The organism is Stenotrophomonas sp. B2, assembly GCF_014947095.1.
Taxonomy (GTDB): Bacteria; Pseudomonadota; Gammaproteobacteria; order Xanthomonadales; family Xanthomonadaceae; genus Stenotrophomonas; species Stenotrophomonas maltophilia_P.
This window is the reverse complement of sequence record NZ_JADCQA010000003.1, coordinates 78907-96001: the sequence shown is the minus strand read 5'-3', so window position 1 is coordinate 96001 and position 17095 is coordinate 78907. Positions and strand designations below refer to the sequence as shown.

Below are 17095 nucleotides of genomic sequence, written 5' to 3'. Positions count from 1 at the left end.
GCGCGATGATCTCGCGTCACTCCTCCAGGCTGGCATTCCAGAACCCCTGCAGGACGCCGGGCGTGGTGGATAACGCCGCCAGTACCGCATCCAGCTCGTCGCCATCGGCGGTGATGGCATACAGCACCGCTTCGATCTCCACATCGCGCTCGCCGAAGGGATGGTGGTCCACCGCGCGCACGGGGTACTGGGCCTGTTCCAGCAACAGCAGCAGGCGATCCAGTACCTCGGCCTGCTGTTCGCGCTGGCAGACGACATTGATGGCATAGACGGCTTCGCTGAACGTTTCCGGCAAGGGCTGCCGCTGGATGCGGTTGACCACCGGCCGCAGCAGCGTGTTGGCGGCGAGCACGAACAGCGTGGCCATCACCGCCTCCGGCAACAGCTTGATGCCGGCACAGGCCCCCACTGCCGCCGAGCCCCACAGGGTGGCGGCGGTGTTCAGGCCCGAGACCTGCGCGCCCTCCTTCATGATCGCGCCCGCGCCCAGAAAGCCGACACCGGAGATCACGTAGGCGACCACGTGCAGCGGCGACGGCGGCCCGCCGTACAGGTCGTGGAAACGGACAGCCAGGTCGACGAACACCGCCGCGCCGACGGCTACCAGCGTGTTGGTGCGCAGCCCTGCGGTACGTTGGCGCAGCTGGCGCTCCAGGCCGATGGCGGCACCGAGGACGAAGGCGGTGGACAGGCTCAGCAGCGAGCCGAGCGTGGCGCCGGCGTTGAACGCGGGCAGGTTCAGGTTGATGGCGGACATCAGGATCTCCCCAGGCACGGCCGGCAACGCCTACTGCCAGCCGTAGCGACGGATGTAGAGCTTCTTCAGTGCAGTGGTCAGTGCGGCATAGCCGAACAGGATCGCCACCAGGAACGGCCAGTACCCTGCCGGCAGTGCCTGCAGCCTGAAGTAGGCGGCCAGCGGGCTCATCGGCAGGATCACGCCCAGGGCCATGATCAGTCCCGTCATCAGCAGCAGCGGTGGCGCGGCGATGCTCTGCAGGAACGGCAGCTTCGGCGTGCGGATCATGTGCACGATCAGGGTCTGGGTCAGCAGGCCGACGACGAACCAGCCTGACTGGAACAGGCCCTGGTCGGCGGGTGTGCGAGCGTCGAACACGTACCACATCAGGGCGAAGCAGCTGAGGTCGAAGACCGAGCTGATCGGTCCGAAGAACACCATGAAGCGGCCGATGTCGGCCGGGTTCCATTTCAGCGGCTGCCGCACCAGTTCCTCGTCCACGTTGTCGAACGGAATGGCAATCTGCGAAACGTCGTACAGCAGGTTCTGCACCAGCAGCTGCAGCGGCAGCATCGGCAGGAACGGCAGGAAGGCGGACGCTACCAGCACCGAGAACACGTTGCCGAAGTTGGAGCTGGCGGTCATGCGGATGTACTTGAGCATGTTGCAGAAGGTGCGCCGGCCCTGGATCACGCCTTCCTCCAGCACCATCAGGTTCTTTTCCAGCAGGATGATGTCGGCCGCTTCCTTGGCGATGTCCACGGCGCTGTCGACGCTGATGCCGATGTCGGCGGCGCGCAGCGCGGGCGCATCGTTGATGCCGTCGCCGAGAAAGCCGACCACCTTGCCCTGCGCGCGCAGCTGGCGTACCAGTCGTTCCTTGTGCAGCGGCGTCAGGCGGGCAAACACGCGGTGGTGCTGCAGGGCGTGTGCCAGCGCTTCATCGCCCATGCGTTCGATCTGCGGGCCGGTCAGGATCGTGTCCGCGTCGAGTCCGACCTGGGCACAGACACGGGCGGTGACCAGTTCGTTGTCGCCGGTGAACACCTTGACCTCGACGCCATGCATCGCCAGTGCCTGCAGTGCCTGTGCAGCCGATTCCTTGGGCGGATCAAGAAAGGCCACGTAGCCGATCAGGGTCAGTCCACATTCGTCGGACTGGGTGTAGGTCGCCTGCTGCGCGCTGGTTTCCTTCATCGCCACCGCCACCACCCGCAGGCCCTGTTCGTTCAGTTCCTCGGTGGTCTGCCGGACCCGCGCCAGCCGCCGTTCGTCCAGTGGCATGTCGTGGCCGTTCTCGCGCACGGTGGAGCACACCGCGAGCATCTCCTCGACCGCGCCCTTGCAGATCAGCTCATGGTGATTCCCGCATTCGGATACCACGACCGACATGCGGCGGCGCTCGAAGTCGAACGGTATCTCGTCCACCTTCCGGTAGTCCTGGCTCAGGCGCAGCGAGCTCTGCAGTTCCACGTGCTCCAGCACGGCGCGGTCGAGCAGATTGATCAGGCCGGTCTGGAAGTGGCTGTTGAGATAGGCGAACTTCAGCACGTCTTCCGAGTCACGGCCGAACACGTCGGTATGCCGTTCCAGAGCGATCCGGTCCTGGGTGAGCGTGCCGGTCTTGTCGGTGCACAGCACGTCCATGGCACCGAAGTTCTGGATGGCGTCCAGGCGCTTGACGATCACCTTGCGGCGCGACAGCAGCACCGCCCCCTTGGCCAGGGTGGAGGTGACGATCATCGGCAGCATTTCCGGGGTCAGGCCGACCGCCACCGACAGGGCAAACAGGAAGGCTTCGGTCCAGTCACCCTTGGTCCAGCCATTGACCAGCAGCACGAACGGCACCATCACCAGGGCGAAGCGGATCAGCAGCCAGCTGACACTGTTGACCCCGGCCTGGAAGGCCGTGGGCGCACGGTCGCTGGCGATGCTGCGCTCGGCCAGAGTGCCGAAATAGGTGCGGTTGCCGGTAGCCAGTACCACCGCGGTGGCCGTGCCGGAGACCACGTTGGTACCCATGAACAGCAGGTTGTGCTGATCGAGCAGGCCGGCCTGCGCATCGCCCGGATGGGCGAACTTCTCCACCGGCAGTGATTCCCCGGTCATGGCCGCCTGGGCCACGAACAGATCCTTGGCCGACAGCACCCGGCAGTCGGCCGGAATCATGTCGCCGGCCGAGAGCACGAGGTGATCGCCGGGTACCAGCTCGCGGATCGGCAGGTCCAGCAGCCGTGAGGGCCGCCGGCTGTGCAGGTGCGCACCGAAGTACTGATCGGCCAGGTCTGCCGCTTCCGTTCCAGGGGTGCGCCGCAGTACACGCGCCGTGTTCCCCACCAGTGCCTTCAGCCGTTCAGCGGCGCGGTTGGAACGCCCTTCCTGGACGAAGCGGATCAGGGTGGACAACAGCACCATCGCGCCGATCACCACCGTGGCCTTCGCATCCTCCGTCAGCCAGGAGACCGCTGCCAGCACGGTCAACAGCAGGTTGAACGGATTGCGGTAGCACTGCCACAGGTGGCGCCACCACGGCAGCGGCTTTTCGTGATCGACTTCGTTCGGGCCGAGGGCGGCCAGCCGTAAGTCCGCCTCGTGCTGGCCCAGGCCATCGGCGTGCGAGTCCAGCCTGCTCAGCAGGTGCGCTTCATCGAGCTGCGCCAAGGTGACCAGTCCGGCGGTGAGGTTGAACGGTACGCTCCCGCTGTTGCCGGGACCGAAGCCGGCTTCGGGCATCGCCCGGCGCCGGAACAGGTTGCCGGCGCGCCGGCTGCGCAGGAAAGCGTTGAACCAGGCATTGAGCAGGCTCATGGGGAACTCCTTGATGGGGCCGGCGCAGGACCGGCACGCAGGGGGCAGGGCGTCGCGTCGCCGTTCAGGCGGAGCGCAGGGCCAGTACGTCAGGCGACCAGGGCTGCATGCGAAGGCGCTGGCTGCCGCCGATGCACAGCGGCTTCATCGCGTCGCGGAGGGGGTAGGGCAGATGGCGCAGGACGCTGATGCGCTCGCTGATCGGCAGCAACGAAAGGACGTCGGCCACCACGCGTGGCGAGCCCAGCGCCAGCGAACGGGCAAACAGCACTGGGCCATGCACCCACAGCTGGCTGCGCAGGGCGGTGACATCGCGCGTACCCATCAGGCGGCGCAGGGTGATGTAGAGGGTCTTGCAGAACATGGGGGCACTCTCCAGGCAGGTGCGCCTGGCGGCCCCCCGCACTCACGCAGGCAGGGACCGGCCGCCAGGCGCCCGGTACGGGCGGAAACAGGCAGGCAGGGGCGCGTTGCGCCCGGCAGGGTCGGGATCCATCGGCGTCTCCGTGCAGGTGGGAAGGGGCTGCCGGGCGCGTTTCCCGGCGGTGGTGCCATTGTCGGCCGCTGGCCGGGCACGGCCTAGAGGCCCGTGGGTTAGCGTCGCTATACCTTGGTATAGCGGCCGCAGTCGAAGCTGACGGAATTGTCAGGCAGGCGACAGCATGGTGCCGGAGGTTGCCACCCAGGATGACGGCAGGCCTGCGCAGACCGGCGCGGGCACCGGATTGGACCCCCTGCCATGCGATTGCCTGATGTCACTGCGCTGCTGCGCCGCCGCCACCTCGCGCTGGGAGCGGCACTGCTGGTTGCCCTGTTGCTGGCGATGTTGTTCCACGGCGTTTCCCGCGGCGACGCACAGCCCAGCGCGGCACCGCCACCGGTACCGGTGGTCACCACGCGCGTCGAGCAGCGTGATGTCCCGCACTGGCGAAGCGGCGTCGGCACGGTGCAGTCGCTGCAGAGCACCGTGCTGCGCCCGCAGGTGGATGGCGTGCTGACCGAAGTGCTGTTCGAGGAAGGGCAGAAGGTGCGCAAGGGGCAACTGCTCGCGCGTATCGATGATCGCGCCATCCGTGCCGGTCTGGGCGGTGCACAGGCGGCGCTGGTGCGCGACCGCGCCACGCTGGACGCGGCGCGCTCGGATCTGTCACGGCTGCAGCATCTGTCCAGCGACCAGCTGGTGTCGCGGCAGATGCTGGAGCAGCAGGCCGCCACCGTGCAGCAGTTGCAGGCCACCGGCCGCGGCAACCAGGCTGCGGTGGACGCAGCGCAGGTGCAGCTCTCGTATACGCGCATCGTGGCGCCGATGGACGGCCGCATTGGTCTGCGCCAGGTGGATCCGGGCAATCTGGTGCGCGCCAGTGACACGCAGGGGTTGGTGACCGTGCAGCAGACCGATCCGATCTCGGTGGTGTTCGCGCTGCCGCAGGACGCGCTGCCGCAGCTGCGACAGGCGCTCGCCGCAGGCGGCGCACAGGTGCAGGCACTGGACCGCGAGGGTGGCCAGCTGCTGGCTGAGGGCACGTTGCAGGTGATCGACAACCAGGTGGACGAGGCCTCCGGTACGGTGCGGCTGCGCGCGCGCTTCAGCAATGCGTCCGACCAGCTGTGGCCCGGACAGCTGGTCAGCGTGCGGGTGCGCACCGGCCAGAGCACGGGCGCGCTGGTGCTGGATGCCGCGGCGATCCAGCGTGGCGTGCAGGGCAGCTTCGTCTACCGCGTGGTCGCTGATGGCAGCGTGGAATCGCTGCCGGTCACGGTCGGTGAACAGGACGGCGGGCAGGTGGTCGTGCAGGGTGAGCTGCGGGTCGGCGATGTGGTGGTACGCGATGGACAGTCGCGGCTGCGGCCGGGCACGGTGGTGGCCGAGGCCAAACCCGCCGCGGCGCCTGCAGCGGTCCGGCGCGGGGCGGCACCGTGAGCGCGCGCACCTCGCTGTCCAGCTGGTTCGTTCATCACCCGGTCGCCACGACCCTGTTGACCCTGGCGGTGGTGCTGCTGGGCGTGGCAGCATTGCCGCGCCTGCCGGTGGCGCCGTTGCCGGAGGCTGAGTTCCCGACCATCCGGGTCAATGCCAATCTGCCCGGTGCCAGCGCCGAGACCATGGCCTCGGCGGTGGCCACGCCACTGGAAACCCAGCTGACGGGCGTGCCCGGCATCATCGAGATGACCTCGACCAGTGCACTGGGCAGCACTTCGATCACCCTGCAGTTCGATCTGGAAAAGAACATCGACACGGCCGCGCAGGAAGTGCAGGCGGCGATCAACGCCGCCGCCGGCCGCCTGCCCAGTGAACTGCCGAACATGCCGACCTGGCGCAAGGTGAATCCGGCCGACAGTCCCATCCTGGTGCTCAGCGTGGTGTCGACCCAGATGTCGATGACCGAATTGAGCGATCTGGCCGAGAGCCGCCTCGCACGCTCGATCAGCCAGATCAGCGGCGTTTCGGAGGTCGGCATCGTCGGCCAGCAGCGTCCGGCGATCCGCATCCAGGCCCAGCCGGAGCGGCTGGCGGCGATGGGCCTGACCCTGTCCGACCTGCGTGGCGTGTCGCAGAACGCCAGCCTCAACCAGGCCAAGGGTGCACTGATGGGCGAGCAGCGCACGTCCACCTTCGAGGCCAACGACCAACTGTTCAGTGCCCAGGACTACCGGCGCCTGGTCGTTGCCTATCGTGACGGCGCACCGGTGGCGCTGGGTGACGTCGCGCAGGTGATCGACGGCGCCGAGAATGCCTACGTGCAGGCGTGGCCGAACGGCCAGCCCGGAGTCGGCCTGATCATCAGCCGGCAGCCCGGCGCGAACATCGTGCGCACCACCGATGCGGTGCTGGCCGCCTTGCCGGAACTGAGCGCGAACCTGCCGGCCAGCGTCGATGTGGAGGTGCTCAACGACCGTACGCGCACCATCCGCGCGTCGCTGCACGAGGTGGAGCTCACCCTGGTACTGACCATCGTGCTGGTGGTGCTGGTGATGGGCCTGTTCCTGCGCCAGCTTTCCGCCACGCTGATCGTCGGCGCGGTACTGGTGGTCGCGCTGGTGGCGACCTTCGCCGCGATGTACGTGGCCGGCTTCAGCCTCAACAACCTGACCTTGGTGGCACTGGTGGTTGCGGTCGGCTTTGTGGTCGACGACGCGATCGTCGTGGTTGAGAACATCCACCGTCACCGCGAGGCCGGGCTCGGTCCGGTGGACGCCGCCCTGAAGGGCGCCGGCGAAATCGGCTTCACCGTGGTCTCGATCAGCCTGTCGTTGATTGCCGCCTTCATCCCGCTGCTGTTCATGGGCGGGGTGGTCGGGCGCCTGTTCGCCGAGTTCGCGCTGACCATCACCGTGGCGATCCTGATTTCCATCGTCGCCTCGCTGACCCTGGCACCGATGATGGCCGCGCACCTGATGAAGCGCATGCCGGCGCACCGGGACAGCGAGCGGACCCTGGCCGGGCGCCTGCTGGCCGGCTACGACCGCAGCCTGCAATGGGCCCTGCGCCGCCAGCGGCTGGTGCTGGCGGGCTTCGGCCTGACCGTGGCGGTGGCGGTGGCCTCGTACATAGTGATTCCCAAAGGCTTCTTCCCCCTGCAGGACACCGCCTTCGTGTTCGCCACCACCGAGGCGGCGCAGGACATCGGCTACGAGGACATGGTGGCCAAGCACCAGCAGCTCGCGCGCATCGTTGCGGATGATCCGGCCCTGCAGGCCTACAACCACGCGGTCGGTGCCACTGCCGGCAGCCAGACGCTGTCCAACGGCCGCTTCTGGTTCGTGCTGAAGGACCGCGGCGACCGCGATGTGGACGTGCACGGCTTCATTGACCGGGTGCGGGCGAAGATGGCCAGCGTGCCCGGCATCACCGTGTACATGCGCGCGGCGCAGGACATCAATCTCGGCGCCGGGCCGGCGCGGACGCAGTACCAGTACGCCCTGCGCGGACAGGACAGCCGCGAACTGTCGCAGTGGGCCGAGCAGCTGACCGAGCGGCTGCGGGGCCTGCCGCAGCTGCGCGACGTGTCCAATGACCAGCAGGTCGGCGCCAGCGTGACCCGGCTGGAGATCGACCGCACGGCAGCGGCGCGCTTCGGCCTGACCGCCAACGACATCGACCAGGTGCTCTACGATGCCTTCGGCCAGCGCCAGATCAACGAGTTCCAGACCGAAACCAACCAGTACCGGGTCATCCTGGAAATCGCGCCGGGCATGCTGGGGCAGGTCGATGCGCTGTCCTACTTCCACCTGCGTTCGCCACTGACCGGGCAGATGGTGCCGCTGTCGGCCGTGGCCCAGGTGCAGCCTCCGGGCAATGGTCCGCTGTCGATCAGCCACAACGGCATGCTGCCGGCGGTGAACCTGTCCTTCAATCTTGCCCCCGGCGTTTCACTGGGCGAAGCGGTCGGCCTGGTGGAGCAGGCGCAGGCGCAGATCGGCATGCCTGCCAGCATCAGCGGCCGCTTCCAGGGCACGGCACAGGCCTTCCAGGAGTCGCTGGCCAGCCAGCCGCTGCTGATCCTCGCGGCCCTGCTGGCGGTCTACATCATCCTCGGCGTGCTGTACGAGAGTTTCGTGCACCCGCTGACCATCCTGTCCACTCTGCCGTCGGCCGGCATCGGCGCGGTGCTGATGCTCTGGCTGTGGGGGCTGGACTTCTCGATCATGGCGCTGATCGGCATCGTGCTGCTGATCGGCATCGTCAAGAAGAACGGCATCTTGATGGTCGACTTCGCCCTCGACGCACAGCGCAACCGCGGGCTGGCGCCGCTGGAGGCGATCCACGAGGCCTGCCTGACCCGGTTCCGCCCGATCATGATGACCACGCTGGCCGCGTTGCTCGGTGCCATTCCGCTGATGATCGGTTTCGGTACGGGTTCGGAACTGCGCCAGCCGCTGGGCGTGGCGGTGGTCGGTGGCCTGCTGATCAGCCAGCTGTTGACCCTGTACAGTACCCCGGTGATCTACCTGGCCCTGGACCGCCTGTTCCTGCAGCGTCGCCGCGAGCGCAGGGAGGCGGCGGGCGCTGCCCTGGCGGACCCTGGATGAAACTGCTGATCGTGGAAGATGAAGGCAAGACCGCCCATTACCTGCGCACCGGCCTGGGCGAGCAGGGCTGGGCGGTGGATCTGGCTGCGGACGGTGTCACCGGCCTGCATCTGGCGCGCGAGTTCGACTACGACGTGATCGTGCTGGATGTGATGCTGCCGGGCATGGATGGCTTCAGCGTGCTGCGCGAGCTGCGCCGCAGCAAGCAGACACCGGTGATCATGCTGACCGCGCGGGACCGCGTGGATGATCGCGTGCACGGCCTGGGGCAGGGCGCCGACGACTACCTGGTCAAGCCGTTCTCGTTCATCGAACTGCTGGCGCGGCTGCAGGCCCTGGTGCGGCGTGGGCGCCAGCAGGAGCCGACCGAACTGCAGGTGGGCGATCTGCAGGTGAACCTGCTGGCCCGGCGGGCTTACCGCGATGGCTCGCGGCTGGACCTGACCGGCAAGGAGTTCGCGCTGCTGGCGCTGCTGGCACAGCGGCGGGGCCAGATCCTGTCCAAGACGGTGATCGCCGCCCAGGTCTGGGACATCAATTTCGACAGCAATACCAATGTGGTCGAAGTAGCGATCAAGCGCCTGCGCGGCAAGATCGACGGCCCTTACCCGAGCAAGCTGCTGCATACCGTGCGCGGCATGGGCTACGTGCTGGAAGTGCGCGAGGACGAGGGTGGGCGGGGATGAGGATGTCGATCGCCCAGCGCCTGTCGGCGATGTTCGCGCTGGCCGCATTGCTGGTGTTTGCTCTGCTGGGCGTGGGCGTCTATGGCGTGCTCGAGCGGCAGGTGGTGCGCTACCAGCATGCGGAACTGCAGACCAAGCTGCACGCGGTCAGTGGCAGCGTCGCGATGTGCGACAGCACCGAGCGCTGGAACAAGGTGCGCGAGAAGGTCGGCAACCTGATCTCCGGGGACCGCGACACCCTGGTCTGGGCATGGAGCGAGAACCCCACATTCCGCATCGGCCAGGCAGAGCCGCAGGTGCAGGCCCCCGGCAAGGGTGACAACGGCATGGGCACGCTGGCGCGTGAGGGCGGGCACCCGCTGCGCACGCTGTATGAGCGGGTGCCGGGCAAGGGCGCGCGACCGGATGTGGACCTGTGGATCGGCATCGACTCGGAGCCCTATACGCAGGCGCTGCAGCGCTTCGGCGTTGCGTTGTGGGTGGCCGGCGGGCTGGGCGTGCTGCTGGTGGCCGGGCTTGGCTACTGGATCGCCCGGCTGGGGCTGGCCCCGCTGCGGGCGCTGTCCAACGAGGCACGCTCGCTCAGCCCGCAGCGGCTGTCGCAGCGCCTGGCCGCGCAGGGACTGCCGGCCGAACTGGGCCACCTCACGCAGGCCTTCAACGGCGCGCTGGATCGGTTGGAAGCAGCGTACACGCGGCTGGACGGGTTCAACGCGGACGTCGCGCACGAGCTGCGCACCCCCCTGGCCAATCTGATGGGACAGACCCAGGTGGCCCTGTCCCGTCCGCGTGATGTGGCGGCGCTGCAGGAGGTCATGCAGTCCAACCTGGAGGAACTGGAGCGCCTGCGTGCGATCGTCAACGATATGTTGTTCCTGTCGCGGGCCGGCCAGGGCGATATCGCGGTGGAAACGCGTCAGGTCCAGCTGGCAGACGAGGTCGCCACCGCCGGTGAATTCATGGAATTCCTGTTCGAAGAGGCCCAGCTGACGTTGCATGTCGAAGGCGACGCCACCGCCCGCATCGATCCGTCGTTGTTCCGCCGCGCGCTGACCAACCTGTTGCACAACGCCGTGCAGCACGCGCGTCCAGGCAGTGACGTGCGTGTGCAGCTGCAGTCCGAAGGCGAGGGCGTGCGGGTGGCCGTGCTGAATGAAGGCAACGGCATCGCCGCCGAGCATCTGCCCCTGCTGTTCGAGCGCTTCTACCGGGTCGACCAGGCCCGTGAGTATCGGGGCGAGCGCCATCACGGGCTGGGGTTGTCCATCGTCAAGGCCATCGCCGCACTGCATGGCGGCGAAGTGTTCGTGGCCAGTTCGGACGGTCTGACGACGGTCGGCTTCACCGTGGCACGGTGAAGGGGCGATTCAGCCGGGCTGGCCGAAACGATCGGCGAAGTCGTCGGTCGCGCGCACCAGCGCGTCGGTCGTGGCCGCTTCGTTCGCACTGTGGCCGGCAATTACCATCTCCAGCCTGGCTTCCGGCCACGCCTTGGCCAGTTCCCACGCGCTGCGTGGCGGACAGATGATGTCGTAGCGGCCCTGTACGATCACCGCCGGGAGGTGGCGGATCCGCTCCACATCGCGCAGCAGCTGGCCGGGCTCAAGGAAGGCCCTGTTGCGGAAGTAATGCGCCTCTATCCGGGCCTTGGCCAGGGTATCCATCGGGTCGCTGCTGGATTCGGCGGACACCTCGTGCTGCAGGGTCGCAGCATTGTCCTCCCAGCCCAGCCACGCCATTGCGGCAGCAATGCGGATGGCGGGGTCCGGGCTGTCCAGGCGTGTCCAGTACGCCTGCAGCAGGTTGCCGCGCTCATCTTCGGGAATGTGCGCTTCATAGCGGTCCCAGCGCTCCGGAAATATCCAACGCGCACCGCCCTGCGGCTCGGAAAACCATTGGTTCTCGATGTCCCGCCCCAGATACACGCCGCGCACGATGAGGCCGGTGGCGCGGGCGGGATGGGCCTGCGCGTACGCCAGCGACAACGTCGAGCCCCAGGAGCCGCCATACACCAGCCAGCGCTCGATACCGAGGTGCTCACGTACCTTCTCGATATCGGCCACCAGTTCCTGCGTGGTGTTGTCGCGCAGTTCGCCGAACGGGGTGGAACGGCCGCTGCCGCGCTGGTCGATCAGCACGATGCGGTACCGCGCCGGGTCGAAGAAGCGACGATGCGTGGGTGAGATGCCGGCACCGGGACCGCCATGGAGATACACCACCGGAATGCCGCCGGGCGTCCCGCACTCTTCGACATGCAGGGTGTGCAGCGTGCTCACGGGCAGAGTGTGCTCGCGATAGGGCGTGATCGGGGGATACAGCGTGCGCATGATGGACGTCAGTGGACCGGGGCCTGACAGCATACCCCCGGCGCGCGCCTACAATGGCGTCATGTCCAGGCAGCCCACTCTCGACGACCTGCGCCGCTACGCGGTGGCGCGCACCCTGTTCCCGCCGACAACGTTGATGGCCGCGATCCGGCGGCTGGGCTTCGTACAGGCCGATCCGATCCGCGCGCCGGCCCGGGCACAGGATCTGACACTGCGGCATCGGGTGAAGGACTATCGGGCCGGTGACCTCGAGCGGCGTTACCCGCGCCTGCCGGTAGAGGAGGACTGCCTGGTCAACTACGGCTTCCTGCCGCGCGAGTACCTGGCGTTGATGCATCCCCGCGTGGCCCGGCGTGCATGGGACGCGGACACCGAACGCCGTGCGGCGGATGTGCTGGCGTTCGTGCGCGAACGTGGCAGCGTGCATCCGCGCGAGGTCGACCAGGCGTTCGCGCACGGCCGGGTGACCAACTACTGGGGCGGCACCAGCAACGCCAGCACGCATCTGCTGGAGGGCATGCACTATCGCGGCCTGCTGCGGGTGCAGCGGCGCGACAGCGGAACGCGCATCTACAGCGTGGCCGAGCATGCGCCGGCGGAGGACAGCGAGGACGGGCGCGTGCGGCGCGCGGCGGCACTGGTCGCGCTGATCGTGCGCAAGTACGCGCCGCTTCCATCGGCCAGCCTGACCTACCTGGCCCGGCTGCTGGGCTACGGCGCACCGCATCTGGCCGAGCAGACCCGGCAGGCGCTGAAGCTGGCGAAGGAACAGCTGGCGAGCGCTACCGTGGAGGGCACCACGTGGTACTGGCCGGCGGACGAGAATCCGCGCTCACGACGGCATGCGCCGGACGAGCAGGTACGCCTGCTGGCGCCGTTCGATCCGGTGGTCTGGGACCGCCGGCGGTTCGAGCTGCTGTGGGGCTGGGTCTACAGGTTCGAGGCCTACACGCCGGCGCCCAAGCGCCAGTATGGCTACTACGCGCTGCCGATGTTGTGGCGCGAGCAGGTGGTGGGGTGGGCCAATGTGAGTGTCCGCGACGGCCAGCTTGAGCCATCGCTCGGCTATGCGGGGCGCTCACTGGCGCGCGACCGGCTGTTCCGCAGTGCGTTGGAGGACGAGCTGCAGCGCATGGCGCTGTTTCTGGCGGGCGGGCGCGGGGCCGGGTAGCGCTCGCAGCAGGTTGCTGTGGGCGCGTTCGCCATGATCGCCGAGCGTCGTTTCGATGACGTCGACGGCGCCTGCATGACGGCGCAGGCACAGTGATAGCTCTGCCCGCCGGCTTCAGGAGTTCTGCATGGCCCGCCGCAAGACGTTGCGCATCGCCACGTTCAACGTCAACGGTATCGGCACGCGCTTGCCCCATCTGCTTGCCTGGCTCGACAGGACATCGCCGGACGTGGTCGCATTGCAGGAGCTGAAGGCCACCGATGCTGCATTCCCGGCCGATGCGCTGGAACAGGCCGGCTACGGTGCACTGTGGCTGGGCGAAGCGCGATGGAATGGCGTGGCCCTGCTGGCAAGGGATGCGGTGCCGGTGGAGAGCCGGCGGCGGTTGCCGGGCGAACCGGCGGATGTGCAGAGCCGCTATCTGGAAGCGGCGGTGCACGGCATCGTCGTGGGTGGTCTCTACCTGCCCAACGGCAATCCCCAGCCGGGCCCCAGGTTCGACTACAAGCTGCGCTGGATGAAGCGCCTTATCCGTCACGCGCGCAGCCTCGTCGATCTCCCGCACCCTGCAGTGCTGCTGGGCGATTTCAACGTCATCCCCACCGAGGCCGATGTGTACGACCCGAAGGCATGGCGCCGCGACGCGCTGTTCCAGCCGGAGGTGCGCGAGCAGTTCGAGCATCTGCTCGCGCAGGGCTGGACCGACGCCCTGCGCAGCGTGCACGGTGACAGCACGATCTACACATTCTGGGACTACTTCCGCCAGCATGCCGAGCGCGACCGGGGACTGCGCATCGATCACCTGCTGCTGAACCCGATCCTGGCGGCACGCCTGGTGGATGCAGGCGTGGATCGTTGGGTGCGCCTGCAGGACAAGGCCAGCGATCACGCGCCAACGTGGGCGACGGTGCGCACCTGATCCGGATCCGGCGTTGTCCGTCGGCACTGTGGTGGGGCGTCCGCTCAGCGCGTCTGCAACGATGCCTGCAGGGCGGCGGCCAGGGCAGCATCACCTGACACCAGGTCACGCCAGCGCAGGACCACACCCTTGCGCCGGCCTTTTTCCACCAGCTTCAGGCCCTGCGGATCAAGCGTCAGGGTGTAGTGCTGGCCGTCGATCTCCAGTTCACGCCGCAGTGGCCGGTCCAGCGGCGTCATCTGCGTGCTGCCGATGCAGGCCGGGGGGCGCGTGCCGAGACGTGCCGATGGCCGCGGACATGCCAGCGCCACGGAAAGTCGACGGCGCGGCTGATGCCGATCCGCGGGCCGATGACCGGGTCCGTCGGCGGAGGTGTGCCGTCGCGGGCAATGGCCACACCGTGGCTGCCCGTCACCAGATCGGCGCCGTCGAAGCTCTTGTCCAGGCCGAATGCCTGGGACAGCTTGCCTGGGCCGCTGGCAAGATCGCGGTCGTGCCGTGCGGCTGGCCTGAGTTCCCGCATCCTGTCGATGCCCTGCACGGGCTCCGCTGCACGCAGCAGGACTGCCACGCCCTCGTGTTCCTGCCCGCACACCACGTTGCTTCCCCAGTGGATGCCGTAGCTGAAGTACACGTACAGGTGCCCGGCCTCCCCGAACATACTGGCTGTCCGCGGCGTCGGTCCCCGGTAGGAGTGCGCGGCCGGGTCCTGGCTGCCGCCGTAGGCCTCGACCTCGACGATACGGGCCGCCCGTCCATCGCTGCGTATCAGCAGCGCATTCAGGAGTTCGGGGGCGACCTCCTGCGGCGGACGCTGGTAGAAGCGGCGCGGCAGGAGCGTCCAGTGATCGGGCAGCCAGTCAGGCACGGCGGTAGCGGGTCGGCGAACGGGGGATCAGTCTGGCGCTGGCAGGGTGAAGCGGATGCGGACGCGGCGTCAATCCGGTGAACGCGGCGCGCGAAGCGCCGCACGCCGGGCGGCGTAGACTTCCGGCGTCTGCGGTTTGACGAACAGCGCCACCAGTTCCGGGTACTCACGCTTGACGGCGTTTTCGATGCGGGTGATGCAGGCCTCGATCTGCGGCGTATGCCGATCATCCTCGAACTCCGCGCTGAGCATGGCCACCACCTGCTCTGGGCCCATCTGCATGGTGGTCACGCCATTGGCGCGGCGCAGATCGGCATCGGTTTCGGCGACGGCCAGGATGCGCTCGGCCACCGCTGGATGGGCAGGCTCGCCCACCAGCAGACCCTTGGTCTCGCGTGCCAGCAGGAACGCAGTCACCGCCAGAACTGCGGCGATGCACAGCGAGGCCACGCCGTCCAGGACCGGCATGTCCAGCAGTTGCGCCGCGACCAGCCCGGCCAGCGCGAATCCGAGACCGAGCAGGGCTGCACTGTCCTCCAGAAGCACGGTGAACGTGGACGGGTCCTTGCTGCGTCGGAACGCCTCGAAGTAGCCGAGCCTGCCCTTGGTGCGGCGGAACTCGCGCAGCGCCACCCACCACGACGCGCCTTCGAAGAGGATGGAAATGCCCAGCACGCTGTAGCTCAGCACATGGTGGGTCGCCGGTTCCGGCTGGCGGATGTGCTGGATGCCCTCGTATGCCGACACGCCCGCGCCCGCCGCAAACACCAGCAAGGCCACGATGAAGCTCCAGAAATACAGCTCGCGCCCGTAGCCGAATGGATGCACGGCGTCCGGCGCCTTGCCGGCCCTGCGCAGCCCGTACAGCAACAGCACTTCGTTCAGGGTGTCGACCAGGGAGTGCACGCCTTCACTGAGCATCGCTGAACTGCCGGAGATGCCAGCGGCGATGAATTTGGCCACGGCAATGGCGAGGTTGCCGGCCAGGGCGGCATAGATGACGAGGCGGGGACCGGTGGGGGCGGACATCGCAGGGCGGTTCAAGGAAGGTTGCCTGATCTTCCTGATGCTGCCGTCCGCGGGGCGTGCAGGGCGTCCGTCAGCGACCCTTCGGATTCAGGTAGAGCCGCGCGCCGTCGGACTCGCGAAAGCCAGACCACCGTCCGCCACCCGATGCACGGAAACGGCCGTACACCGTGTTGCTGGTGTCGGTCAGCAGCAACTGGTTACCGGAAAGCACCCAGCGGGTGGCCGGGAAGAATCCCTCTGGACAGCCCGCCGGCACATAGGCGCTGTAGCCGCCGAACCACTCCATGCTCTTCAGTTCGATCGTGCAGGTGTTCCCGTTCTCCTCGCCCAGCGTCCACGTGCCGAACAGGTCGCTGTCACGCAGATCGCGGGGATGGCGGCGTTCCTGGCCCCAGCGATCGGTGTCATCGGGGACGCCGATCTCCAGATCCACGCCGGTGCTCTCGCTGTTCGATTCGGAATGCGTCCGGGAATGGGTGCTGGACTGCGAGGTCATCGAGCCGCTGCTGCCGAAGGCCGTGTCATCGCTGCGCTGGCTTTGGCTCTGGGTGGTCGAGGTCTGGGTGGTCTGCGAGGTTTCGGTGCTCTGCTGGCCAAAGCCGAAGGATGCATCCTGGGCCATGACGGGAAGGGACAGGCAGCACAGCGCGGCCAGGCAGGTACGCGGGAGCAGGGCGATCATGGCGGGATGCTCGGGAGGGCGACCCGGAAAGCATGAGACCGGCAGGGTGGGAGACCGCGTGATGGTGCCATGCCGGCTGCGCAACGTTCCTCACTCGTCCAGAACCTGCGCGATGGCATCGGCCAGCAGCATGCGTACGCGGGGCGTGGGCAGATCAGGGTCGCGCACTGCCCGCATGGCCAGCCCTTCCACCAGCACTCGCAGCAGCAGGGTACGGCGGGCGATCCGCTCTTCGTCCGGCGTGCGGCCACGGCCCGCGTCACGCTCACGCAGCCAGCCATGAATCGCGGCGGTGATCTGCTTGTCGTGGCGGCGCAGCACCTCGGCGAGCGCCGGGTCGCGGTGTGCTTCGGCGTTGATTTCCGCAAACAGCGCTACGCTGGCAATGGCATTGCCGTGGATCGGCAGTACCTCACCCCGTGCCCATTGCTGGTAGCACTCCAGCAGCCCAGCCAGCAGGTCCGGTGCATCCGGCATCTGGCTGATGGACGCTTGGTCGTGCCGGAGCTGGCGCTCGATCAGGGCCAGGATCAGGGCCCGCTTGCTGGCGAAGTAGCGGTACATCAGTCCCTGGCTGATCTGCGCCTGCGCAGCGATGTCGGCGATGGAGCCGGCATGGAATCCCCGGGTGATGAAGCATGTCTGCGCGGCATCGAGGATGCGCCGCCGCTGCGCATCTGCATGGGCGGCGGCCGTATCCGCTGCGGGCGAGGGGACCGCGGGCGTCTGTGTCATGGATCTTCCTGGCTGGGATGAAGGGCCGGGATAGTACTTCACGGATCGCGTGAATGAACGGTCATTCATCTGTCACTGGCCGCCTCCACACTGCGCCGGC

The 17095-nt window shown here is 67.9% G+C and carries 15 protein-coding genes; 6 read left to right on the top strand and 9 right to left on the bottom strand.

All coding sequences use genetic code 11. The features are described 5' to 3' along the window. Positions 1-16 precede the first annotated feature (16 nt). The 3 genes from IMX13_RS04200 to IMX13_RS04190 all read right to left on the bottom strand — a co-directional run bounded on the left by IMX13_RS04200 (position 17) and on the right by IMX13_RS04190 (position 3911). On the bottom strand, positions 17-757 hold the full coding sequence (locus tag IMX13_RS04200) for an MgtC/SapB family protein (protein ID WP_193395835.1): 741 nt from the start codon (positions 755-757) through the stop codon (positions 17-19). 30 nt (positions 758-787) lie between these two features. Continuing rightward, entirely contained in the window at positions 788-3547 is a 2760-nt protein-coding gene (gene mgtA, locus IMX13_RS04195; protein WP_193395834.1) for a magnesium-translocating P-type ATPase, read from the bottom strand. 64 nt (positions 3548-3611) lie between these two features. After that, complete coding sequence (locus IMX13_RS04190; protein WP_193395833.1) at positions 3612-3911, bottom strand: hypothetical protein; 300 nt, start codon at positions 3909-3911, stop codon at positions 3612-3614. 375 nt (positions 3912-4286) lie between these two features. On the opposite strand from IMX13_RS04190, the gene IMX13_RS04185 reads away from it, so the two are divergent. Genes IMX13_RS04185 through IMX13_RS04170 form a run of 4 tightly spaced genes read left to right on the top strand, consistent with a single transcriptional unit; the run spans position 4287 to position 10622 of the window. Further along, positions 4287-5468, top strand: a complete 1182-nt coding sequence (locus IMX13_RS04185; RefSeq protein WP_053515919.1) for an efflux RND transporter periplasmic adaptor subunit — start codon at positions 4287-4289, stop codon at positions 5466-5468. Beyond that, entirely contained in the window at positions 5465-8578 is a 3114-nt protein-coding gene (locus IMX13_RS04180) for a multidrug efflux RND transporter permease subunit (protein WP_193395832.1), read from the top strand. Before IMX13_RS04185 ends, IMX13_RS04180 begins: the two co-directional genes overlap by 4 nt. Next, complete coding sequence (locus tag IMX13_RS04175; protein ID WP_053515914.1) at positions 8575-9264, top strand: heavy metal response regulator transcription factor; 690 nt, start codon at positions 8575-8577, stop codon at positions 9262-9264. The genes IMX13_RS04180 and IMX13_RS04175 overlap by 4 nt, the downstream gene beginning before the upstream one ends. Before the next feature lie 2 nt (positions 9265-9266). Further along, the gene (locus IMX13_RS04170; protein WP_227255275.1) at positions 9267-10622 is read left to right on the top strand and encodes a heavy metal sensor histidine kinase; all 1356 of its coding nucleotides are present in this window, start codon (positions 9267-9269) and stop codon (positions 10620-10622) included. A 9-nt stretch (positions 10623-10631) separates the two neighbouring features. Here IMX13_RS04170 and pip read toward each other — a convergent pair whose 3' ends face one another. After that, positions 10632-11591, bottom strand: coding sequence for a prolyl aminopeptidase (pip, locus tag IMX13_RS04165; RefSeq protein WP_193395830.1), 960 nt, complete (start codon positions 11589-11591; stop codon positions 10632-10634). Between the two features lie 61 nt (positions 11592-11652). On the opposite strand from pip, the gene IMX13_RS04160 reads away from it, so the two are divergent. Then, positions 11653-12762: a crosslink repair DNA glycosylase YcaQ family protein gene (locus tag IMX13_RS04160; RefSeq protein ID WP_193395829.1), complete on the top strand. Its 1110-nt coding sequence runs from the start codon at positions 11653-11655 to the stop codon at positions 12760-12762. 127 nt (positions 12763-12889) lie between these two features. Beyond that, complete coding sequence (locus IMX13_RS04155) at positions 12890-13681, top strand: exodeoxyribonuclease III (protein ID WP_193395828.1); 792 nt, start codon at positions 12890-12892, stop codon at positions 13679-13681. A gap of 44 nt (positions 13682-13725) precedes the next feature. Here IMX13_RS04155 and IMX13_RS04150 read toward each other — a convergent pair whose 3' ends face one another. From IMX13_RS04150 to IMX13_RS04130, 5 genes are all read right to left on the bottom strand, one after another. Then, positions 13726-13920: a hypothetical protein gene (locus IMX13_RS04150; RefSeq protein WP_111186911.1), complete on the bottom strand. Its 195-nt coding sequence runs from the start codon at positions 13918-13920 to the stop codon at positions 13726-13728. Next, a complete protein-coding gene (locus IMX13_RS04145) occupies positions 13917-14549 on the bottom strand; it encodes a DNA-3-methyladenine glycosylase (protein ID WP_193395827.1) in 633 nt (210 codons plus the stop codon). Before IMX13_RS04145 ends, IMX13_RS04150 begins: the two co-directional genes overlap by 4 nt. Before the next feature lie 69 nt (positions 14550-14618). After that, entirely contained in the window at positions 14619-15578 is a 960-nt protein-coding gene (locus IMX13_RS04140) for a cation diffusion facilitator family transporter (protein WP_053515898.1), read from the bottom strand. A gap of 70 nt (positions 15579-15648) precedes the next feature. Further along, positions 15649-16260 carry an AprI/Inh family metalloprotease inhibitor gene (locus tag IMX13_RS04135; protein ID WP_193395826.1) on the bottom strand — a complete coding sequence of 204 codons (612 nt, stop codon included), beginning with the start codon at positions 16258-16260 and terminating at the stop codon, positions 15649-15651. Positions 16261-16350: 90 nt separating this feature from the next. After that, entirely contained in the window at positions 16351-16995 is a 645-nt protein-coding gene (locus IMX13_RS04130; protein ID WP_193395825.1) for a TetR/AcrR family transcriptional regulator, read from the bottom strand. Positions 16996-17095 lie beyond the last annotated feature (100 nt).